Raw genomic sequence first — 20851 nt, 5'->3', positions numbered from 1 at the left:
AGGGCATAAAAGGCGCCAGTGTAGCGAATTCAGGCCTGTAGCGCGCTCCAGTCAAAGGGCTGGGCAAACTGGCTGGCGATACTGGCGGTCAGCGGCCGAGCCACCAGGAAACCTTGCACATACTCGCAGCCATTGGCCTTGAGCCACTGGTATTGCTCGAGGGTTTCCACGCCCTCGGCGATCACCAGCAGGTCGAACTGCTTGCACAGGTCGATCACGCAGCGGGCAATGGCGGCATCCCTTGGCGAGGTCAGTAGGCGGGCAATCAGGTGGCGATCGAGCTTGAGGGTGTCCAGTTGCAGGTCACGCAGGTAGGCCAGGCAACAACTGCCCGAGCCGAAGTCATCCAGGGCCACCCGCACCCCCAGCTGACGCAGGAGCTGCAACTGTTTGCGGGTGTCATCCAGGTTCTGGGTCAAGGCGGCCTCGGTAACCTCCACCTCCAGTTGGCGCGGTTGCAGGCCATGGCGCGACAGCACCTGGCGCAGCTCGGCCACCAGGTTGGGCATGTTGAACTGGGTGGCACTGAGGCTGACGCCCAGCACCAGGTCGGGGCTGAACACCTGCTCCCAGTCCTTGCGCTGGGCCGCGCCCTGTTGATAGATCCAACTGCCCAGGCGGCTGATCAGCCGTGCCTCCTCAAGCAGGGGCAGGAACAGCCCCGGAGGCACGTCGCCCACACTCGGATGACGCCAGCGCAGCAAGGCTTCGAAACCGCGCAGGCGCCCGTCGGCAATGGCCACCTGGGGCTGGTACACCAGGGTGAATTCCTTGCGCTCCACGGCGCTGCGCACGCTTTCCTCGAGCATCAGCCGCGAACGGGCGCGGCCATTCATCTCATGATCGTAGTAGCGGTACTGCTGGCGGCCGGCGCGCTTGGCTTCGTACATGGCGATGTCCGCCGCCCGCAACAGGCCGTCCAGGTTGGAGCCGCAGTCGGGGTAGATGGCGATGCCGATACTCGCCCCCAGCACCACCTCCAGGCCATCGATCTGCTGGTTGATGGACAGGCGTTCGATCAGCTTCTCGGCGATCTTCGCCGCCTGCTCGGGGAAGCTCAGTTCCAGCAGCGCGGTGAATTCGTCGCCGCCCATGCGCCCGAGAATGTCGAAGGAGTGCAGGCAGTCCTTCAATTGCTCGGAAACCCAGCGCAGCACCCGGTCGCCGGCGTCGTGCCCCAGGGAGTCGTTGACCCGCTTGAAGCCGTCGAGGTCCAGGTAGAGCAGGACCAGGGACTTTCCCGAGCGGTCGCTGCGCAGCAGGATGTTTTCCACCGTCTGATAGAAGCCGCGGCGGTTGAGCAGGCCGGTCAGCGGGTCGGTCACGGCCTGGTATTCCAGTTGCTGGTGCAGGTGACGCACTTCGGACATGTCCAGCAGGGTGACCACCATTGCCTTCTGGTCACTGGGCAAGGGCGCACAGGACAAGGCCACGCTGATCAACTGGCCGGGCACGGTGCGCATCTGAGCGTCGTGCAGGCGATAGGTTTCGCCCCGGCGATAACAGGCGTAGAGCTCGGAGCCGCTCCAGTCGGGAACGTGGGGCTTTTGCAGGTAGTCGAGAAAGGGCGAGCCTTCCAGCTCCTTGACCTGGGCATTGAGCAGGCGCGAGACCGCCGGATTGGCGAAACGCACGCACCCGCCCTCGTCCACCACCAGGATGCCCTCGGCAGCGTTGTCCAGCACCGAGGCATTGAAGGCCCGTGCCACCTCCAGGTCGTGGCTGAGGTGCTGCAGGGCCCGGCGGTTGCGCTGATGCTCCAGCAGGGCCTGGACCTTGGGCTTGAGAATCTGTGGGTCGAACGGCTTGAACAGGTAGTCCACGGCGCCACTGGCATAGCCCTTGATCACAGCGTCCTGAGACTGTTCGTTGGCGGTGAGAAAGATGATCGGGGTCAGCCGGGTACGTTGGCTGCCACGCATCAGGCGGGCGACTTCGAAGCCATCCATGCCGGGCATCTGTACATCCAGCAACACCAGGTCCACTTCATGTTCGAGCAGCAGGCCCAGGGCCTCGACCCCCGAGGCGGCGGTCATCACCTGCCAGTCCTGGCGCTGCAACAGAGCACGCATGCTGAGGAGGTTTTCAGGATAGTCATCGACGATCAGAAGAGTGGAGTGGCCTTCGGCTGGCTCTGGTTGCACGCATTCCATGCTGCTTCTCTTGTCTGTAATAAGACTGAACGGGTGTAAAAACCCGGTAAAACCTAAGGTTTCACTCTAGACCCGGATCCTCAAAAGCAGAAGCTGCCAACACGCCATCACTTCGCCAATGGGCACGACTCCCGACTAACGGTCACAGAGTTGCCGCATAAAAACCGGGATAGATGGCATTTCGACATTTTGCTGACGCCATATATCCGCCATACGGGCCTCGCCAAGCACCGCTTCTGCGCTATAAAGACCCCCTAAGAAGCGCAGGCTAAAGCCTTCGGCCACCTGCATCAGTCATGCCTTGCGGAAAACCACCATGATCGACCTGGCAACCTGGAACCTCAGCGTTCCCGTCGGCAGCCCGCCGGCGACCATCGACACCCCGACACTGGTCAAGGGGTTCAAGGACCAGTATTTCCACTCCGATACCGGCACCCTGTTCTTCTGGTCGCCGGTGACCGGCTCGAAAACCGAGAACGCCATCTACCCGCGCACCGAGCTGCGCGAGACCTACTCCAACGGCACCTTGCGCAACTGGACCTACCCCGAAGCGGACAACCTGCTGTACGCGACCCTGGCGGTGAACCAGGTGCCCTCCTCGGGCAAGATCGTCATCGGCCAGATCCACGCCTACAACAGCACCAAGCCGCTGGTGAAGGTCGAGTACCAGTACAAGACCAGCAAGGGCAGCGGCAACATCGTGGCCAAGGTGCGCCTGCACCCGGACGACGAGGAAGGCCGTGTCATCACCATCGCCGAGAACGTGCCCATGGACCGGGAGTTTTCCTACCTGATCCACCTGAGCCCGGGCGGCGCCCTGGGCGTCAGCGCTGCCGGCTATCAGTGGGACAGCCAGTTGAGCGCGACCTGGCGCGACAAGCCGCTGTACTTCAAGGCCGGGGTTTATGTGCAGGACAACACCGGCTATACCAGCGAAGGCGGCAAGGTGACCTTTTCAAAGCTGGACATCGACCACAACAAGACCTGACACCCCGCCCTGCGTGAGAACCGGCTTGCCGGCGAAGGCGCCCTTGAGCCCGGCATCCGCCCAAAGGCGCTCTTCGCTGGCAAGCCAGCGCCTACGAAGGCAAGAGTTCCGGATACAAAAAAGCCCGCATCGCTGCGGGCTTCTTCGTTCGACGCTTAGGCTCAGTTGACCTTGGCGTTCAGCTCACCCTTGAGGTAACGCTGGAACATGGCTTCCAGGGAGATCGGCTTGATCTTCGAGGCGTTGCCGGCGGTGCCGAAGGCTTCGTAACGGGCGATGCAGACATCGCGCATGGCGGTCACGGTGGCGCCGAAGAACTTGCGCGGGTCGAACTCGCTGGGGTTGGTGGCCATCAGGCGGCGCATGGCACCGGTGGACGCCAGGCGCAGGTCGGTGTCGATGTTGACCTTGCGCACGCCGTACTTGATGCCTTCGACGATTTCTTCAACCGGCACGCCGTAGGTTTCCTTGATGTCGCCACCGTACTGGTTGATGATCGCCAGCCACTCTTGCGGCACCGAAGAGGAACCGTGCATCACCAGGTGAGTGTTGGGGATGCGTTTGTGGATTTCCTTGATGCGGTCGATGGCCAGTACGTCGCCGGTAGGCGGCTTGGTGAACTTGTAGGCGCCGTGGCTGGTACCGATGGCGATGGCCAGGGCATCCACCTGGGTCTTCTTGACGAAGTCCGCGGCTTCTTCCGGGTCGGTCAGCATCTGACTGTGGTCCAGCACGCCTTCGGCGCCAATACCGTCTTCTTCACCGGCCATGCCGGTTTCCAACGAACCCAGGCAGCCCAGTTCGCCTTCTACCGACACGCCGCAGGCGTGGGCCATGGCTACGGTTTGCTGGGTAACACGGACGTTGTATTCGTAGTCGGTCGGGGTCTTGCCGTCTTCACCAAGGGAGCCGTCCATCATCACCGAGGAAAAGCCCAGTTGGATGGAGCGCTGGCAGACGTCAGGGCTGGTGCCGTGGTCCTGGTGCATGCACACCGGGATATGCGGAAACTCTTCGATGGCAGCCAGAATCAGGTGACGCAGGAAAGGCGCGCCGGCGTATTTGCGGGCGCCGGCCGAAGCCTGGACGATCACCGGGGAGTCAGTCTTGTCAGCGGCTTCCATGATGGCGCGCATCTGCTCAAGGTTGTTGACGTTGAAGGCTGGAACGCCGTAGCCGAACTCGGCTGCGTGGTCCAGCATCTGGCGCATGCTGATGAGTGCCATTGTGTGTGTCTCTCCCGGTCGAGGGTCGTTAATCGTGCAAGCCTGCCGTAGCGGCGACTGCTATTCAAGTGATTGCAGATCGGGGGTCAACCCGCTCTGTTCCATTCGTTAAAACCAAATCTCTACAGCCACGCAGGAGCCGGCTCGCCAGTGAAAGGGGCCTTGAACCTTGCACAGGTCTGGAGGCCGCCTCCGCTGGCAAGCCTGCCCCTACATGGCCTTGCAGCCGCGGCCGATCAGGTCATTGGTGGCGACCCAGTAGACCAGGCCCTCCTCGCCCTTGACGTGAAACGCCAGCATGTCGTCGCTGTACAGCGAGCCCGAACCGCTGGGCTCAAGCTTCAGGCGGCGTACCTGGTCGTCGCCCCCCAGGCGCACGTCGACGGCCTTGCGGCTGTCGTCGGTGTAGCGCCAGAGCACCTGGGCCTGGCTGTCGCAGGTCCAGGTGGTCCAGTTGTCAGTGGTCGGCGACTTGAGCAGGTTCAGGTTGGCACAACCTGCCAACAAGCCCAGCATCGCCACGGCGATCAAACCTTTCATCAATGTTCCTCGGCGGGCGGCCAACAGGCCCCGGCGCGTTGCGTTAACCCATCTGACCCGTCAAGGGCAACCCTGTTCCCTGGCCTTTGACGGCGTCTCGTACTTCTCCAGGCCCTCAGGGCCCAGGCGCTTGTTGATCACCGGAGCCGTCTCGGCCTGCCAGTCAGCCTGGTAGCAGCCTTTCTGCACCTCGCCGGCATCCTCCGCAGGCGTTGCCTTGGGGGCACTGGAACAGCCCGCCAGCAACGCCACGGCGATCAACAGTGGCAACGTCTTGACCATCAGAACACTCCTTTGCCCGGCCAATCGAGGCCTCAGGCCTTGGCCCGGGCTTCCAGGACTTCAACCGCCGGCAGCACCTTGCCCTCGACGAACTCGAGGAAGGCGCCGCCACCGGTAGAAATGTAGGAGATCTGCTGGGCTACGCCATATTTGTCGATGGCTGCCAGGGTATCGCCGCCGCCGGCAATGGAGAACGCGGCGCTGTCAGCGATGGCCTGGGCCAGGACCTTGGTGCCATTGCCGAACTGGTCGAATTCGAACACGCCCACCGGACCGTTCCAGAGGATGGTCCTGGAGGATTTCAGCAGTTCGGCGAACTGCGCGGCAGTCTGCGGGCCGATGTCGAGAATCATGTCGTCATCGGCCACATCGGCGATCAGCTTGACGGTGGCCGCAGCGCTCTCGGCAAATTCCTTGGCCACCACCACGTCCACCGGCAGCGGTACGCTGACCTTGGCGGCGATGGCGCGAGCGGTGTCCAGCAGGTCCGGCTCGTACAGCGACTTGCCCACCGGATGCCCGGCAGCGGCGAGGAAGGTATTGGCGATGCCGCCACCGACGATCAACTGGTCGCAGATCTGGCTCAGGCTATTGAGCACGTCCAGCTTGGTCGACACCTTGGAGCCGGCAACGATGGCCGCCATCGGCTTGGCCGGGTCGCCCAGGGCCTTGCCCAGCGCGTCCAGCTCAGCGGCCAGCAAAGGACCAGCAGCAGCCACTTTGGCGAACTTGGCCACGCCATGGGTCGAACCCTCGGCGCGGTGCGCGGTGCCGAAGGCGTCCATCACGAACACGTCGCACAGGGCAGCGTATTGCTGGGCCAGCTCGTCGGCGTTCTTTTTCTCGCCCTTGTTGAAGCGCACGTTCTCGAACAGCACGATGTCGCCGGCCTTGACCTCGACACCACCCAGGTAATCGGCCACCAGCGGTACTTCGCGACCCAGGGCGCGGCTCAGGTAGTCGGCCACCGGCTTGAGGCTGTTCTCGGCGGAAAACTCGCCTTCGGTCGGGCGGCCCAGGTGCGAGCAGACCATCACTGCCGCGCCTTTTTCCAGGGCCAGCTTGATGGTCGGCAGCGAAGCCAGGATTCGCGCATCGCTGGTGACAACACCGTCCTTGACTGGGACGTTGAGGTCTTCACGGATCAGCACGCGCTTACCTTGCAGATCGAGGTCGGTCATCTTCAACACGGTCATGGGTCGCAATTCCTGGGTTACTGTTCTTCAGAAACAGAGAGTTGAGTGTCAGTGCGTGGAGCGGCTGTGTGCAGGTAGTGCCCAGCTACGTCCAGCATTCGGTTGGCAAAGCCCCATTCGTTGTCGAACCAGGCCAGGATGTTCACCAGCCGGGGGCCGGAAACACGGGTCTGACTGGCATCGACGATCGCCGAATGGGGATCATGATTGAAATCACAGCTGGCATGCGGCAGCTCGGTGTAGGCCAGCAGGCCCTTGAGCGGACCGCTGGTGGCGGCCTCGCGCAGGATCCGGTTGACCTCGGTGGCGTCGGTATCGCTCACGGTCTGCATGGTGATGTCCAGGCAGGACACGTTCACCGTCGGCACCCGCACTGCTTTGGCCTGAATTCGCCCGGCAAGTTCCGGCAACAGGCGCTCGATACCCCGCGCCAGACCGGTGGACACCGGGATCACCGACTGGAAGGCCGAACGGGTACGCCGCAGGTCTTCATGGTGATAGGCGTCGATCACCGGCTGGTCGTTCATCGCCGAGTGAATGGTGGTGATCGATACGTACTCCAGGCCAATGGCCTGATCCAGCAGGCGCAACAGCGGCACGCCGCAGTTGGTGGTGCAGGAGGCGTTGGACACCAGCCGTTCGTCGCCGCTCAGGCAGTCCTGGTTCACCCCATAGACGATGGTGGCGTCGACATCCGCCTCGCTGGCCATCGGCTGGGAGAACAGCACCCGCGGCGCGCCGGCGTCGAGAAAACGCTGGCCGTCTTCGCGGGTGTGGTAGGCACCGGAGCATTCCAGCACCAGATCGACGCCCAGGGACGCCCAATCGATGCCTTCGGGGGTGGCACTGCGCAACACTTTCACGCAGTTGCCATTGATATGCAGACAATCGCCATCGACCTTCACCTCACCGGGAAAACGCCCGTGGGTGGAATCGAAGCGTGTCAGGTATTCAACGCTGGCCATGTCGGCCAGATCGTTGATGGCAACGATCTCGAACCCGGCCGCAGCCCCTCGCTCGAACAGAGCACGCAAGACGCAACGACCAATCCGGCCGTAGCCGTTGAGTGCAACTTTGTAGGGACGCGGTTGAGGCATGGGGTTCTCAATGACCGGTGGTGAAACCATCAGCTTCGTGCTGCCTGCGCCATCGTCATCGCGAGCAAGCTCGCCCCCACAAGGACGGTATACATCCCTGCAGGAGCGAGCTTGCTCGCGATTGCGTCAGTACAGACAACCCGGCTTCCGGGTTTAGTCTTCCAGCAACTCTTCAGCCTGGCCCAGGATGTTGTCCAGGGTGAAGCCGAACTCTTCGAACAGTGCCGAAGCCGGAGCCGATTCGCCGTAGGTGGTCATGCCGATCACGCGACCTTCCAGACCCACGTACTTGAACCAGAAGTCGGCATGAGCCGCTTCGATCGCGATACGTGCGCTGACCTGCAGCGGCAGAACCGATTGCTTGTAGCCAGCGTCCTGAGCATCGAACACGCTGGTGCAAGGCATGGAAACCACGCGCACCTTGCGGCCTTGCTCGGTCAGTTTGTCGTAGGCCTGAACGGCCAGGCCGACTTCCGAACCGGTGGAGATCAGGATCAGTTCAGGCTCGCCTGCGCAGTCCTTCAACACATAGCCACCGCGGCTGATGTCGGCGATCTGGCCGGCATCGCGGGTTTGGTGCTGCAGGTTCTGGCGCGAGAAGATCAGCGCCGAAGGGCCGTCTTTACGCTCCAGCGCGTTTTTCCAGGCCACCGCCGATTCAACGGCATCGGCTGGACGCCAGGTGTCGAGGTTCGGCGTGGTACGCAGGCTGGTCAGTTGCTCGATCGGCTGGTGCGTCGGGCCGTCTTCGCCCAGACCGATGGAGTCGTGGGTGTAGACATGGATCACACGCTTCTTCATCAGCGCCGACATGCGCACTGCGTTGCGGGCGTATTCCATGAACATCAGGAAGGTCGCGCCGTAAGGCACCAGGCCGCCGTGCAGGGCAACGCCGTTCATGATGGCGGTCATGCCGAACTCGCGCACGCCGTAGTACATGTAGTTGCCGCTGGCATCTTCAGCGCTGACACCCTTGCAACCTTTCCACAGGGTCAGGTTGGAACCGGCCAGGTCGGCCGACCCACCGAGCACTTCCGGCAGCAGGGGGCCGAAAGCATTCAGGGTGTTCTGGCTGGCCTTGCGGCTGGCGATGGTTTCGCCCTTGGCGGCTACTTCGGCGATGTAGGCGTCGGCCTTCTCGGCGAAGTCGGCAGGCAGGTCACCGCTCAGGCGACGTACCAGTTCGTTGGCTTCGGTTGGGAAGGCAGCGGAATAGGCCGCGAAACGCTGGTCCCACTCGGCTTCGGCAGCGCGACCTTTTTCCTTGGCATCCCACTCGGCATAAATGTCGGCCGGGATTTCGAACGGGCCATAGTTCCAGTTCAGCGCCTGGCGGGTCAGGGCGATTTCCGCGTCGCCCAGTGGCGCGCCGTGGCAATCTTCCTTGCCCTGCTTGTTCGGCGAACCGAAACCGATGGTGGTCTTGCAGCAGATCAGGGTCGGCAGCGGGCTCTTGCGCGCGGTGTCGATGGCGGTCTTGATCTCTTCCGGATCGTGGCCGTCGACGTTGCGGATCACTTGCCAGTTATAGGCTTCGAAACGCTTGGGCGTGTCGTCGGTGAACCAGCCTTCGACTTCGCCGTCGATGGAGATGCCGTTGTCATCGTAGAAGGCGATCAGCTTGCCCAGGCCCAGGGTGCCGGCCAGGGAAGCGACTTCGTGGGAAATGCCTTCCATCATGCAGCCATCACCCAGGAACACGTAAGTGTGATGGTCGACGATGTTGTGGCCTGGACGGTTGAACTGCGCCGCCAGGACTTTCTCCGCCAGGGCAAAGCCCACAGCGTTGGCCAGGCCCTGGCCCAGCGGGCCGGTGGTGGTTTCCACGCCTGGGGTGTAACCGAACTCCGGGTGGCCCGGGGTGCGGCTGTGCAGTTGGCGGAAGTTCTTCAGGTCATCGATCGACAGGTCGTAGCCGGTCAGGTGCAGCAGCGAGTAGATCAACATCGAGCCGTGGCCATTGGACAGCACGAAGCGGTCGCGGTCGGCGAAGGATGGGTTGCTCGGGTTGTGCTTCAGGTAGTCACGCCAAAGTACTTCGGCGATATCCGCCATACCCATAGGGGCACCTGGATGGCCGCTGTTGGCTTTTTGCACGGCATCCATGCTGAGGGCACGAATGGCGTTGGCACGCTCACGACGGCTTGGCATCGCTGATCTCCTGGGGATTGAATAAAACGAAACGGAAAAAAGGCCTGCATTTTCCCTCAGGCGTCAGGCGGGGGCAATGACAGATAGTCACTCAGGCATGTTTTTCCCCTGCTGAAGACACAATCCATTGATGAAACCCCTTCGCCACTCGTTGACTGTAGAAGCAGAGGCTCTGGAAAAGCCCCTGCAGACTCCAATATCAAAACTTTTTGATATTGGCCTTGCGAGCATTTGCGGGCATCTCTAGACTGCTGCCCCATGAACCTGCCCGCGCCTGCCATCAGCCATGACGATTGCGACGAACTGGCGGCCCTGTGCAAGGCCGGCGGCGACCCCCTGCGGCTGAATGTATTGCGCGCGCTGAGCAACGATTCGTTTGGTGTGCTGGAGCTGGCGCAGATCTTCGCCATCGGCCAGTCGGGCATGAGCCACCACCTGAAGGTCCTGGCCCAGGCCAGCCTGGTGGCAACCCGCCGTGAAGGCAATGCGATTTTCTATCGCCGCGCCCTGCCCCATACCGGGCTCCTGGGCGGCAAACTACACGCAGCCTTGCTGGAAGAGGTCGACCAGCTGAACCTGCCGGGCGAGGTACAGGCCCGGATCAGCCTGGTGCACCGGCAGCGGGCTGCAGCCAGCCAGGACTTCTTTTCCCGGGTGGCGGAAAAATTCCGCGCCCAGCAGGACCTGATCGCAGGACTGCCCCAGTATCGCGACAGTGTGCTGGCGCTGCTGGACAAACTGAGTTTCGACCCAGTGGCCACGGCCATTGAAGTCGGCCCCGGCGACGGTGGATTTCTCCCCGAGCTGGCCCGACGCTTTGCCCGGGTTACCGCGCTGGACAACAGCCCGGCGATGCTGGAGCTGGCACGCCAGCTGTGCGAACGCGATACATTGGCTAACGTCAGCCTGCAATTGGCCGATGCACTGAACGGTGTACAGCTGCAGGCCGATTGCGTGGTGCTGAACATGGTCCTGCACCATTTCGCCGCGCCGGCCGAGGCCCTCAAGCAGATGGCCCAATTGCTGCAACCAGGCGGCAGCCTGTTAGTGACAGACTTGTGCAGCCACAACCAGAGTTGGGCCAAAGAGGCTTGCGGCGATCTCTGGCTAGGGTTCGAACAAGATGATTTGGCCCGTTGGGCCACCGCTGCGGGACTGACTCCCGGGGAAAGCCTGTATGTAGGCTTACGTAATGGTTTCCAGATCCAGGTTCGCCATTTTCAGCGACCGGCTGGCGACACTCACCATCGGTAAATTTAGGAAACCTTCAAGATGAGCGAATACTCCCTTTTCACCTCCGAGTCCGTGTCTGAAGGGCATCCGGATAAAATCGCTGACCAGATTTCCGATGCGGTGCTGGACGCCATCATTGCCCAGGACAAGCACGCCCGCGTAGCGGTCGAGACCCTGGTCAAGACTGGCGTGGCCATTGTTGCCGGCGAAGTCACCACCAGCGCCTGGGTCGACCTGGAACAGATCGTTCGCGATGTGATCTGCGATATCGGCTACACCAGCTCCGACGTCGGCTTCGACGGTGCTACCTGCGGCGTGATGAACATCATTGGCAAGCAGTCCCCCGACATCAACCAGGGCGTCGACCGCGCCAAGCCGGAAGATCAGGGCGCTGGCGACCAGGGCCTGATGTTCGGCTACGCCAGCAACGAAACCGAGGTGCTGATGCCGGCGCCGATCACCTTCTCGCACCAACTGGTCCAGCGCCAGGCCGAAGCCCGCAAATCGGGCCTGCTGCCTTGGCTGCGCCCGGACGCCAAATCCCAGGTCACCTGCCGCTACGAAGGCGGCAAGGTGGTCGGTATCGATGCCGTGGTGCTGTCGACCCAGCACAACCCCGAGGTGTCCTACAACGACCTGCGCGAAGGCGTGATGGAGCTGATCGTCAAGCACGTGCTGCCTGCCGAGTTGCTGAGCAAGGACACCCAGTTCCACATCAACCCGACCGGCCAGTTCATCATCGGTGGCCCGGTAGGTGACTGCGGCCTGACCGGCCGCAAGATCATCGTCGACAGCTACGGCGGCATGGCCCGTCACGGCGGTGGCGCGTTCTCCGGCAAGGATCCATCCAAGGTCGACCGTTCCGCCGCTTACGCCGGTCGCTACGTGGCCAAGAACATCGTTGCCGCCGGCCTGGCCGAGCGCTGCGAGATCCAGGTGTCCTACGCCATCGGCGTGGCCCAACCGACCTCGATCTCGCTGAACACCTTCGGCACCGGCAAGATCAGCGACGACAAGATCATCAAGCTGGTACGCGAAGTGTTCGACCTTCGCCCCTACGCAATCACCACCATGCTCGACCTGCTGCACCCGATGTACCAGGAAACCGCTGCCTACGGTCACTTCGGCCGGGCTCCGCAAACCAAGACCGTGGGTGACGACACCTTCACCACCTTCACTTGGGAAAAGACCGACCGCGCCGACACCCTGCGCGCCGCTGCCGGCCTGTAAGCTTCACCTGGCAACATCCAAAGCCCCGCCCGGCTCGCCCGGCGGGGCTTTTTTGTCGCCTGAAGTTTCTTGCACATCCCGCAAACCGGCGCTGGTACGGGGCCGAGCGAGCAAGGACACAGGTGCTCGCTGACGGGGAAACACCTCGCAACCACCTTCGTCCCGGCCTTCAGCCAATCCCCTCTAGCCTTTAGCGCATGACCCACAGAGCAAGGATGCTCCCCATGCTGCCAAGAGCCGTTGTGCTGCTGAGCCTCACTCCATTCTTCGCCCAGGCCGCCTGCCCCGACTGGCCGGTTCCCCGTGCCACCGATGAAATCACCGCCCTGCAGCAGCAACTGCAGCGCTGGGATAGCAGCTATTACCGTGACGGCCGATCACTGGTGGCGGATGAGCTCTACGATCAGGCCCGCCAGCGCCTGCTCACCTGGCGCCAGTGCTTCCCCCAGGCTCCCCGTGCAATGGACCAGCCCCTGCTCGGCGCCGGGGGCAGCATCCGCCACCCCATCCCCCACACAGGAGTGGAAAAACTCGCCGATGCCAATGCCGTGACGGGGTGGTTCAAGGGCCGCGACGACATCTGGGCGCAACCCAAGGTCGACGGCGTAGCGGTGACCCTGATCTACCACCAGGGGCAGTTCCAGCAAGCACTCAGCCGTGGCGACGGCGTGCATGGCCATGACTGGACCCGTGCAGCCTGGCAAATCGAGGCCATACCCAAACGACTGCCACGGCCCGTCGACCTGTTGCTGCAAGGAGAGCTCTATCTGCGCCTGGAGCAGCATGTCCAGGCTCGCTCCGGCAGCCTCAAGGCGCGCAACCGGGTGGCAGGCTGGATGGCGCGCAAACAGCTGACGGCGGCGGAGGCGGCGCAGATCGGGCTGTTTGTCTGGGACTGGCCCCAGGGCCCGGCTACGTTGAGCGAACGCCTGGAGCAACTGGCAGACCTGGGCTTTGTCGAACCCCGCGAGTACAGCCGGCCCGTAGGCGGCTTCGCCGATGCACAACAGTGGCGGGCCCGCTGGTATCGCTCGCCACTGCCCTTTGCCAGTGACGGCATCATCCTGCGGCAAAGCCGGCGTCCCGCCGCCGAACGCTGGCAGGCCAAGGCCCCATACTGGATTGCCGCCTGGAAGTACCCCTACGCCCAGGTGCTGGCCAGCGTTCGTCAAGTCGATTTTCGTATCGGCCGCACGGGGCGCATCACGCCCCTGCTGGAGATCGAGCCGGTGACCCTGGACGACCGGCAGATCCGCCGTGTCAGTCTCGGCTCGCTGCAACGCTGGCGATCCCTGGATATAGTTCCCGGCGATCAGGTAGCCATCAGTCTCGCCGGGTTGAGCATCCCGCACCTGGATGAAGTGGTACTCAGAAGCACCCTGCGCCAGAGCATCCAGCCCCCGCGAGAAGCCGACTTTCACTTCCTGAGTTGCTGGCAGCCATCACCCGGCTGCGAGGAACAATTTCTGGCCCGACTGACCTGGCTCAGCAGCAAACAAGGCCTGAACCTGCAGAATATCGGCAGCCGGACCTGGGCCCGGCTGGTTGAAACAGGCCGTATCAAAGGCCTGCTGGATTGGCTGACCCTGGATCAGGCAGAGCTTGCTAACATTGCCGGCTTTGGTGATCGCAGCAGCAAGCGTTTGCTCGAGAGTCTGCACAGCGCCAGGCAACAGCCCTTCCCTCGCTGGCTCAAAGCCCTCGGCATCCCGCCCAGTGGCTCGGCCGACCTGAGCGGGCCATGGCAGGCCCTGGCCATGAAAAGCAGCCTGGACTGGCAGAATGAAGCCGGTATCGGAGCGGAGCGGGCCGCACAACTGGTGGCGTTTTTTCGCGCGCCAGAGGTCCTGGCCTTGCAAGGCGCCCTGAACAGCGCCGGTATCGAAGGTTTTTAGCCCGATGGCACGTGGAACCACCCAAGCCGGAATACGCTCCAACAGCCCATTCCCGGTACAACAGTCAGTATTTTTATTGTTTATTTCTTGATCTTTTTCACCTGGAGCCTTCAATGAAACTTTTTCCATCGCTCGCCACCCTGACCCTCTGCAGCCTGATGAGCGCGCCACTGCTGGCCGCCGAGCAGGCCCCCGAGCTGACCGGCTGCGCCGCCAAGCGCCAGGCCATCATGAACCAGATCGAACAGGCCAAGGCCCACGGCAACAGCAATCAGCAGGCCGGCCTGGAGCGCGCCCTGAGCGAAGTGACCGCCCACTGCACCGACGCCTCGCTGAAGAAAGAGCGGGAAAACAAAGTGCTTGAGGCCAAGCATGAGGTCAGCCGACGCCAGGCCGACCTGGAAAAAGCCATGAAGAAAGGTGACTCGGAGAAGATCAACAAGCGCAAGGACAAGCTTGCCGAGTCGCGCAAGGAACTGCAGCAAGCCCTGGACGAACTGGACAAGTAAGCAACCTGATGCCGCGGCCCTGCTCAGCAGAGCCGCCAATCAGTGATTGCGGAACTCTTTGTGGCAGGCGCTGCAAGCATCCTCGACCTTCTGCACCGCCGGCCCCAGATTGCTGGCCTTGTAGGGCTGGACCTGGCTGATCGTCACCAGCTCACCGGTGGCGGCTTCCAGGGTGCGGGCCAACTCCTGGAAACGCGCCTGCTTGCGCCAGACGTCATCGGTGGCGCTGCTGTGATCCTCTTCCTTGACCTCGGGGAAGTGCTTCCACGGCTCATGGGACAGGCTGTCGAGTTTCACCGCGCCTTCGGCAAAGCGCGCGCCGTCGAAAGGAATCCGCCCACGCAGCATGCCCCCCAGGTCCTCGCCGGTCTTGAGCATCTGCTTGAAGATCGCCTTGCGCTGGCCCAGGGGAGAATTGGGATCGACACCGCCACAGGCGGAAAGCGTCAGGCAGGCCAGCAATACAACAGAAAGTCTTTTTAGCGTCATGGTGGCTTCAGGTCTGGTCACGGAAACGGCGGCCAGTATCCTCGCCTCCCCGGCAAAGACCAATAGCCCTATTAATAATATGGGTTGTCCCCCATCACCAATGCGGCGGGCAGCCTCTCAAGGAAATACAGCATGAACCCGAGCCCGCTCCGCTGGCCTCGCCATCTGCTCTGGGCCCTGCCGGCCCTGGCGCTGCTCGCTGGCTGCAACGGCGGCGACAATACCAAGCCAGCCCCCACCCACGCCCTGGCCACCTACAACAGCGCCACCTGGGACGCCCTGCCCAACGTCGCCGACAACGACCTGCTGGCCGGTTTCGGCTCCTGGCGCAGCGCCTGCACCCGCCTCAAGGCCGACCCGGTGTGGGGCGCCACCTGCGCCGCAGCCGCGACGGTGCCGCAAACCCCCGAGGCCATCCGCGGCTTTCTTAAGGAGCACCTGCAGGTCTACGGCCTGCGCTCGGGCAACGGCAGCAGTACCGGCCTGATCACCGGCTACTACGAACCGGTCTATCCCGGCAGCCTGACCCAGACCCAGGTGGCCAATGTGCCGGTATACGGCGTGCCGGAGGACATGATCATCGTCGCCCTGGACAGCCTCTACCCGGAGCTCAAGGGCAAGCGCCTGCGTGGCCGGCTCGAAGGCCGGGTACTCAAGCCCTATGACGATGCGGCGACCATCGAAAGCAAGGGAACCAAGGCCCCGGTGATTGCCTGGCTGACCGACGCCATGGACCTGCAATTCCTGCAGATCCAGGGTTCCGGGCGAATCCAGCTGGATGACGGGCGCCAATTGCGGATCGGCTATGCCGACCAGAACGGCCACCCCTACCGTCCCATCGGCCGCTGGCTGGTGGATCAGGGCGAGCTGAAGAAAGAGGACGTGACCATGGGCACCATTGCCGCCTGGGCCAAGGCCCACCCGGCACGGATTCCCGAGCTGCTGGGCAGCAACCCCAGCTACGTGTTCTTCAACCGCAACCCGGATAGCAATGAAGGCCCGCGGGGCTCGTTGAACGTACCGCTGACGTCAGGCTATAGCGTGGCCGTGGACCGCAAGGTGATCCCGCTGGGCAGCCTGCTGTGGTTGTCCACCACCCGCCCGGATGGCAGCAGCCTGATACGGCCGGTAGCCGCCCAGGACACGGGCGGCGCAATCACCGGTGAGGTGCGCGCCGATCTGTTCTGGGGCACGGGCGATGCGGCGGGGCAGCTGGCCGGAGACATGAAGCAGCAGGGCCAGATCTGGATGCTCTGGCCCAAGGGCGTAGCGCTGCCCAAGGTGCCGGAAGTGCCCGACGCCCCTTGAGCCCCTGCGGGAGCCGGCTTGCCGGCTCCTGCAAAAGGGTGTCTCAGACTGAAACGAAGAAGAAACTGGCGATCAGGCCCATGCCCACGAACCACACCAGGGACCGCAGGATCGCCCAGTCCGCCAGGTAGCAGATCATGTACAGCAGGCGGCTGGTGATAAACAGCACCGCCAGCACGTTGATCGTCACCAGCTCGGCGTTACCTGCTACATGGGCGATGATCACCGCCGCAGCGAATGCCGGGGTCACCTCGAAACCGTTGAGCTGCGCGTTGTGGGCACGCTTGGGCAAACCCTCCAGAGTACTCAGGAACGCCCGTGGGTCATGGTTGTAGCGAAGCCCGTATTTGCCGGCGCCCTTGGCGATGGCAGTACAGAGATAGGGCAGGATGATTGCAATCAACACACACCAGAAAGCGACAGTCATGGAGCAAATCCTTTTTTAGAGTTTTTAGGGAGCCTTCAGAACTTCATCACCAACATGCCAATCAGCACCAGTCCACAGGCTAAGAGCCGTGGCCGGCCGAAAGGTTCTTTCAGGTAGCGCATGCCGAACAGCACCACCAGGATCACACTGATTTCACGCAACGCAGCCGCTTCGGCGATCGATCCCAGTTGCATGGCCCAAAGCACCAGAGCGTAGCTGAACAACACGCAAAACCCGACGCTCAGCCCCAGGCGCCACTGCTCGCGCCAGAACAGGGCAAAGGCCGGGCGCTTCCAGACCACCGCCACCAGCGGAAAGGGCCAGGCGCTGAGCAGCGTGACCCAGGTCAGATAATCCAGCGGGTGCGACCAGCGGCGCAGCGCCTGGCCGTCAATATAGGTGTAGCAACCGATGCACAGGCCGATCAGCGCCACCACCGGCAGCATCGACCAGGGCAACCGCGCCCCACCGCCGCCCTGCCAGAGCAGGCAGAGCATGCCGAAGGGAATCAGCAGAATGCCTAGGACCTGCTGAGTGCTCAGCGCCTCGCCGGCGAAGACCAGGGTCAACGCCAGCACCACCAATGGCGAAAGTCCGCGCATCAACGGGTACACCAGCCCGAGATCCCCCACGCGATAGGCCTGGATCAGCAGATAGCGATACAAGAGCTCGAATGCCGCCGAGGCGATGATCCAGGGCCAGATCTCCAGTGGTGGGGATTCGAGAAAAAACAGCATGATGGCCACGAACAGCAGGGCCACGGTGTCCATGCAGGCCACCACCAGCAAGCGCTCGCCACTGAACTTGATCAGGGTGTTCCAGGCTGCGTGCAACAACGCCGCCACCAAAACCAGACTTGTCGCCAGCACCTTGCACTCCCTGGTTGCCTGAAAAAGCCGGATACCGCACATCCGGGCAGAAGCCGGGAATCCTCGCATGCCTGCGGCCCTGCTTGCACGGGCTACCGGCGCATTTGGCAGTGCCAGCAGCCAATTCGGCAACATGGGCATGTTCGAGGTACTTTTCCCCAAGTGCCTGCAACGTCGGGTCGAGGCTGTGGTCAATGGCTGCGGTCAGGCGACGATGGCGAAAACTGTGTCCCTCGCCGACGCCGGTACATCAAACCCTTAGCCTGAAAGCATTCAGGTCGCTTTTTCTGTAATCATCCAAAGGAGTCCGGATGCTTGAACTTGTCGCTGCCTTTATCTGCCTGACGACGCTGCTCACCTACGTCAACTTCCGCTTTATCGGCCTGCCACCGACCATCGGCGTGATGGTCACCGCCCTGCTGTTCTCGCTGCTGCTGCAAGGCCTGAGCTACCTGGGCTACCCCGGCCTGGAAGAACATGTGGAAGAATTGATTGGCAAGATCGACTTCGGCGATCTGCTGATGAACTGGATGCTGTCGTTCCTGCTGTTCGCCGGCGCCCTGCACGTCAACCTCAACGACCTGCGCAGCTACCGCTGGCCCATCGGCCTGCTGGCCACGGTCGGCGTGCTGATCGCCACCTTCGTCATCGGCAGCCTGGCCTACTGGATCTTCGGCCTGTTCGGCTGGCACGTGAGCTTTCTCTACTGCCTGCTGTTCGGCGCGCTGATTTCCCCCACCGACCCGATTGCCGTGCTGGGCGTGCTGCGTACCGCCAACGCTTCCAAGCCACTGAAGACCACCATCGTCGGCGAATCGCTGTTCAACGACGGCACCGCGGTAGTGGTGTTCACCGTGCTGCTGGGCATCGCTCAACTGGGGGAAACCCCGACCGTGGCTGCCACGGCCTGGCTGTTCGTGCATGAGGCCATTGGCGGCGTACTGTTCGGCGGGCTGATCGGCTACCTGGTGTATCTGATGATCAAGAGCATCGAGCAGCACCAGATCGAAGTGATGCTGACCCTGGCCCTGGTCATCGGTGGTTCGGCGATGGCCAGCGAGCTGCACGTCTCGGCGCCGATTGCCATGGTGGTGGCCGGCCTGATCATCGGCAACCTGGGACGCAACCTGGCGATGAACGACATGACCCGGCGCTACCTGGACGGTTTCTGGGAGTTGCTCGACGACATGCTCAATGCCCTGCTGTTCGCCCTGATCGGCCTGGAGCTGTTGCTGCTGCCATTCAACTGGCTGCACCTGGCGGCCGCCAGCCTGCTGGCCGTGGCCATCGTGCTCTCTCGCGTGCTCACCGTGGCCCCGGCAATCCTCCTGTTGCGGCGCTGGCGCAGCGTGCCCCGGGGCACTATCCGCGTGCTGACCTGGGGCGGCTTGCGCGGTGGCGTCTCGGTGGCGCTGGCGCTGGCCCTGCCCCTGGGGCCGGAGCGTGACCTGGTGCTGAGCATCACCTACATCGTGGTGTTGTCGTCGATCCTGCTGCAGGGTCTGACCATCGGCAAACTGGTGCGCCATGTCACCCAGGATGCCCCGGCGGCCAAGGCCGAGGCCCACTGATCATTTCTTGATCTGCCGCGGATCGGGCGCCGGTGCCCGGTCCGCGTTCCTGTTCGGCTTGCCACTTTCACTACGCACCTGGGCATGGCTGATCAGGGCGAAGATGAAACTGCCTCCAATGATATTCCCGGCCAGGGTCGGCCCGGCGAACACCATCCAGAAATCCCGCCACGGCAACTCGCCGGCAAATACCAGGTAGGACACTTCCGCCGAGCCCACCACGATGTGAGTGAAATCCCCCAGCGCCATCAGATAGGTGATCAGGATGATGATCCACAGCTTGGCGCTCTCCATGGACGGGATCATCCAGACCATGGTGGCAATCATCCAGCCGGAGATGATGCCCTTGGCGAACATCTGCGCTCTGTCGTTCTCCATGACCTTGCGGCCGATTTCCAGAAAGGCCTGATCGGTCTTGCCGTCGAAAATCGGCAAGTGCAGCATCACATAGGCCACCAGCAGGGTGCCGCACAGGTTGCCCACCAGCACCACGCCCCACAAGCGCAGCAAGCGCCCGAAGTTGTTCAGGCTCGGCTTGCTCATCACCGGCAGCACGGCAGTCAGGGTGTTTTCCGTGAACAGTTGCTGGCGCGCCAGAATCACCGCCAGAAAGCCCGCGCAGTAGCCAAAGCTGGCAATGACCTTGAAGGCCTCGCCGTCGGGCAGGCGGGAGTTGAGCAGGCCCATGCCCATCAGCGACAGGCCCATGGTCAGGCCGGCAGCCAGGGCCGACCACCAGAGGGCTGCGACACTGCGCTCCAGTTCCTGGTCGCCCTGGGTGCGGATGATTTCATGCAGGACCGCCGCGCGGGGCGGCTGGTTCTGGTCGACCTCATGCTGCTCTTGAGCAGAGAGGCCGGGGGTCTTGCCATCTTTTTGCGCGTCCATAAGGCTCCTGAACCAGGCGGGTCATTTAGCTACGACACGCTGGGCTCAGGGCTGTTCCTTTCTGCGCAAGGCATCAGGCGTCGGAAGCGTCATCCTTGAACTGGTCTTTGACGTATTTGATTTCGGTGCGGCCGTGAGGCGCCGGCAGGCCGTCTTCCCCCAGGTTGACGAAGACCATCTTCTCCACCGTGAGAATGGATTTGCGAGTGATCTTGTTGCGCACTTCGCACGTCAGGGTGATCGAGGTGCGACCGAACTCGGTGGCGGTGATACCCAGCTCGATGATGTCGCCCTGGCGCGAGGCGCTGACGAAGTTGATTTCCGAGATGTACTTGGTCACGACTCGCTGGTTGCCCAGCTGGACAATGGCGTAGATCGCCGCTTCTTCGTCGATCCAGCGCAACAGGCTGCCGCCGAACAGCGTGCCGTTGGGGTTGAGGTCTTCGGGTTTTACCCACTTGCGGGTGTGGAAATTCATATGCACTCCTGACCGTCCTGCCAATTGATGCCCGGCATAATGGCAGACCGGGCAGTCATGCTCTATGCAACATCGACTATGGTCGCGATTAACGATCTTCATCCAGGTGACATAAACACTTTTGGAAGTCTGGCTCAGGCGGCTATAATCGCCACCGTTTCAAAACGGTCATCTGCATTTGATACCGTTTTCCCGCCACCTGTCCGAGGGGCGCTGCAGCAGGCATGACCTGTCAGGCTCGGATGGGGCGTTGTTGGTACAGGGCTCCCTGTATGGACACTAAACGCACAACGGCGCCCATTCGCACACTACGAATGGAGG

Annotated in this window: 19 protein-coding genes and 1 riboswitch; of the genes, 7 read left to right on the top strand and 12 right to left on the bottom strand. The window is 62.6% G+C overall.

Translation table 11 applies throughout. From position 1 onward, the window contains the following. Window positions 1-29: 29 nt before the first annotated feature. Window positions 30-2153 carry a putative bifunctional diguanylate cyclase/phosphodiesterase gene (locus ACUXVH_RS03055; protein ID WP_011063954.1) on the bottom strand — a complete coding sequence of 708 codons (2124 nt, stop codon included), beginning with the start codon at window positions 2151-2153 and terminating at the stop codon, window positions 30-32. A 316-nt stretch (window positions 2154-2469) separates the two neighbouring features. On the opposite strand from ACUXVH_RS03055, the gene ACUXVH_RS03050 reads away from it, so the two are divergent. Further along, window positions 2470-3141, top strand: a complete 672-nt coding sequence (locus ACUXVH_RS03050; RefSeq protein ID WP_011063955.1) for a polysaccharide lyase family 7 protein — start codon at window positions 2470-2472, stop codon at window positions 3139-3141. Between the two features lie 161 nt (window positions 3142-3302). Here ACUXVH_RS03050 and fba read toward each other — a convergent pair whose 3' ends face one another. From fba to tkt, 6 genes are all read right to left on the bottom strand, one after another. Beyond that, entirely contained in the window at window positions 3303-4367 is a 1065-nt protein-coding gene (fba, locus tag ACUXVH_RS03045; RefSeq protein WP_003229012.1) for a class II fructose-bisphosphate aldolase, read from the bottom strand. A gap of 210 nt (window positions 4368-4577) precedes the next feature. Further along, window positions 4578-4907 carry an MliC family protein gene (locus ACUXVH_RS03040; RefSeq protein ID WP_011063956.1) on the bottom strand — a complete coding sequence of 110 codons (330 nt, stop codon included), beginning with the start codon at window positions 4905-4907 and terminating at the stop codon, window positions 4578-4580. 60 nt (window positions 4908-4967) lie between these two features. Further along, window positions 4968-5189 (bottom strand): hypothetical protein, encoded by a 222-nt coding sequence (locus ACUXVH_RS03035; protein WP_011063957.1) that lies wholly within the window; start codon window positions 5187-5189, stop codon window positions 4968-4970. Window positions 5190-5221: 32 nt separating this feature from the next. Continuing rightward, a complete protein-coding gene (locus ACUXVH_RS03030; protein WP_194238017.1) occupies window positions 5222-6385 on the bottom strand; it encodes a phosphoglycerate kinase in 1164 nt (387 codons plus the stop codon). A gap of 17 nt (window positions 6386-6402) precedes the next feature. Further along, on the bottom strand, window positions 6403-7482 hold the full coding sequence (gene epd / locus ACUXVH_RS03025) for an erythrose-4-phosphate dehydrogenase (protein ID WP_011063959.1): 1080 nt from the start codon (window positions 7480-7482) through the stop codon (window positions 6403-6405). 153 nt (window positions 7483-7635) lie between these two features. Continuing rightward, entirely contained in the window at window positions 7636-9633 is a 1998-nt protein-coding gene (tkt, locus tag ACUXVH_RS03020; RefSeq protein WP_011063960.1) for a transketolase, read from the bottom strand. A gap of 258 nt (window positions 9634-9891) precedes the next feature. On the opposite strand from tkt, the gene ACUXVH_RS03015 reads away from it, so the two are divergent. The 4 genes from ACUXVH_RS03015 to ACUXVH_RS03000 all read left to right on the top strand — a co-directional run bounded on the left by ACUXVH_RS03015 (window position 9892) and on the right by ACUXVH_RS03000 (window position 14500). Further along, window positions 9892-10887: an ArsR/SmtB family transcription factor gene (locus ACUXVH_RS03015; RefSeq protein WP_445493873.1), complete on the top strand. Its 996-nt coding sequence runs from the start codon at window positions 9892-9894 to the stop codon at window positions 10885-10887. Window positions 10888-10905: 18 nt separating this feature from the next. Further along, window positions 10906-12096, top strand: a complete 1191-nt coding sequence (gene metK / locus ACUXVH_RS03010) for a methionine adenosyltransferase (protein WP_015637335.1) — start codon at window positions 10906-10908, stop codon at window positions 12094-12096. A gap of 224 nt (window positions 12097-12320) precedes the next feature. After that, on the top strand, window positions 12321-13991 hold the full coding sequence (gene ligB / locus ACUXVH_RS03005; RefSeq protein ID WP_443692391.1) for an NAD-dependent DNA ligase LigB: 1671 nt from the start codon (window positions 12321-12323) through the stop codon (window positions 13989-13991). Between the two features lie 113 nt (window positions 13992-14104). Further along, window positions 14105-14500, top strand: coding sequence for a DUF1090 domain-containing protein (locus ACUXVH_RS03000; protein ID WP_011063964.1), 396 nt, complete (start codon window positions 14105-14107; stop codon window positions 14498-14500). Between the two features lie 39 nt (window positions 14501-14539). Here ACUXVH_RS03000 and ACUXVH_RS02995 read toward each other — a convergent pair whose 3' ends face one another. Beyond that, window positions 14540-14989: a c-type cytochrome gene (locus tag ACUXVH_RS02995; protein ID WP_011063965.1), complete on the bottom strand. Its 450-nt coding sequence runs from the start codon at window positions 14987-14989 to the stop codon at window positions 14540-14542. A gap of 132 nt (window positions 14990-15121) precedes the next feature. Between ACUXVH_RS02995 and mltA the strand changes: the two genes are divergently transcribed. After that, a complete protein-coding gene (gene mltA, locus ACUXVH_RS02990) occupies window positions 15122-16297 on the top strand; it encodes a murein transglycosylase A (protein WP_445493869.1) in 1176 nt (391 codons plus the stop codon). A gap of 43 nt (window positions 16298-16340) precedes the next feature. On the opposite strand, the gene ACUXVH_RS02985 is transcribed toward mltA, so the two are convergent. Together ACUXVH_RS02985 and ACUXVH_RS02980 are read right to left on the bottom strand one after the other, a co-directional pair. Next, window positions 16341-16724: an MAPEG family protein gene (locus ACUXVH_RS02985; RefSeq protein ID WP_011063967.1), complete on the bottom strand. Its 384-nt coding sequence runs from the start codon at window positions 16722-16724 to the stop codon at window positions 16341-16343. Between the two features lie 35 nt (window positions 16725-16759). Continuing rightward, window positions 16760-17593, bottom strand: coding sequence for an EamA family transporter (locus tag ACUXVH_RS02980; RefSeq protein ID WP_011063968.1), 834 nt, complete (start codon window positions 17591-17593; stop codon window positions 16760-16762). Window positions 17594-17904: 311 nt separating this feature from the next. Here ACUXVH_RS02980 and ACUXVH_RS02975 point away from each other — a divergent pair, with 311 nt between their 5' ends. Continuing rightward, window positions 17905-19164, top strand: coding sequence for a cation:proton antiporter (locus ACUXVH_RS02975; RefSeq protein ID WP_011063969.1), 1260 nt, complete (start codon window positions 17905-17907; stop codon window positions 19162-19164). Here the strand turns inward: ACUXVH_RS02975 and ACUXVH_RS02970 are convergent, their stop codons facing one another. Together ACUXVH_RS02970 and ACUXVH_RS02965 are read right to left on the bottom strand one after the other, a co-directional pair. Next, complete coding sequence (locus ACUXVH_RS02970; protein WP_125062316.1) at window positions 19165-20052, bottom strand: formate/nitrite transporter family protein; 888 nt, start codon at window positions 20050-20052, stop codon at window positions 19165-19167. A gap of 73 nt (window positions 20053-20125) precedes the next feature. Next, window positions 20126-20530: an acyl-CoA thioesterase gene (locus tag ACUXVH_RS02965; protein WP_011063971.1), complete on the bottom strand. Its 405-nt coding sequence runs from the start codon at window positions 20528-20530 to the stop codon at window positions 20126-20128. Window positions 20531-20729: 199 nt separating this feature from the next. Next, window positions 20730-20836, top strand: a riboswitch (S-adenosyl-L-homocysteine riboswitch). Window positions 20837-20851 lie beyond the last annotated feature (15 nt).

Source organism: Pseudomonas sp. 8(2025), from assembly GCF_052665325.1.
The sequence above is the reverse complement of the archived record's forward strand: the minus strand, read 5'-3'. Positions and strand labels throughout refer to the sequence as shown.

What these genes read in the sequence shown, in the direction of transcription:
- ACUXVH_RS03055 (WP_011063954.1), bottom strand. Translation starts at nt 2,153, where the DNA reads ATGGAATGCGTGCAACCAGAGCCAGCCGAAGGCCACTCCACTCTTCTG.
- ACUXVH_RS03050 (WP_011063955.1), top strand. Translation starts at nt 2,470, where the DNA reads ATGATCGACCTGGCAACCTGGAACCTCAGCGTTCCCGTCGGCAGCCCG.
- fba (WP_003229012.1), bottom strand. Translation starts at nt 4,367, where the DNA reads ATGGCACTCATCAGCATGCGCCAGATGCTGGACCACGCAGCCGAGTTC.
- ACUXVH_RS03040 (WP_011063956.1), bottom strand. Translation starts at nt 4,907, where the DNA reads ATGAAAGGTTTGATCGCCGTGGCGATGCTGGGCTTGTTGGCAGGTTGT.
- ACUXVH_RS03035 (WP_011063957.1), bottom strand. Translation starts at nt 5,189, where the DNA reads ATGGTCAAGACGTTGCCACTGTTGATCGCCGTGGCGTTGCTGGCGGGC.
- ACUXVH_RS03030 (WP_194238017.1), bottom strand. Translation starts at nt 6,385, where the DNA reads ATGACCGTGTTGAAGATGACCGACCTCGATCTGCAAGGTAAGCGCGTG.
- epd (WP_011063959.1), bottom strand. Translation starts at nt 7,482, where the DNA reads ATGCCTCAACCGCGTCCCTACAAAGTTGCACTCAACGGCTACGGCCGG.
- tkt (WP_011063960.1), bottom strand. Translation starts at nt 9,633, where the DNA reads ATGCCAAGCCGTCGTGAGCGTGCCAACGCCATTCGTGCCCTCAGCATG.
- ACUXVH_RS03015 (WP_445493873.1), top strand. Translation starts at nt 9,892, where the DNA reads ATGAACCTGCCCGCGCCTGCCATCAGCCATGACGATTGCGACGAACTG.
- metK (WP_015637335.1), top strand. Translation starts at nt 10,906, where the DNA reads ATGAGCGAATACTCCCTTTTCACCTCCGAGTCCGTGTCTGAAGGGCAT.
- ligB (WP_443692391.1), top strand. Translation starts at nt 12,321, where the DNA reads ATGCTGCCAAGAGCCGTTGTGCTGCTGAGCCTCACTCCATTCTTCGCC.
- ACUXVH_RS03000 (WP_011063964.1), top strand. Translation starts at nt 14,105, where the DNA reads ATGAAACTTTTTCCATCGCTCGCCACCCTGACCCTCTGCAGCCTGATG.
- ACUXVH_RS02995 (WP_011063965.1), bottom strand. Translation starts at nt 14,989, where the DNA reads ATGACGCTAAAAAGACTTTCTGTTGTATTGCTGGCCTGCCTGACGCTT.
- mltA (WP_445493869.1), top strand. Translation starts at nt 15,122, where the DNA reads ATGAACCCGAGCCCGCTCCGCTGGCCTCGCCATCTGCTCTGGGCCCTG.
- ACUXVH_RS02985 (WP_011063967.1), bottom strand. Translation starts at nt 16,724, where the DNA reads ATGACTGTCGCTTTCTGGTGTGTGTTGATTGCAATCATCCTGCCCTAT.
- ACUXVH_RS02975 (WP_011063969.1), top strand. Translation starts at nt 17,905, where the DNA reads ATGCTTGAACTTGTCGCTGCCTTTATCTGCCTGACGACGCTGCTCACC.
- ACUXVH_RS02970 (WP_125062316.1), bottom strand. Translation starts at nt 20,052, where the DNA reads ATGGACGCGCAAAAAGATGGCAAGACCCCCGGCCTCTCTGCTCAAGAG.
- ACUXVH_RS02965 (WP_011063971.1), bottom strand. Translation starts at nt 20,530, where the DNA reads ATGAATTTCCACACCCGCAAGTGGGTAAAACCCGAAGACCTCAACCCC.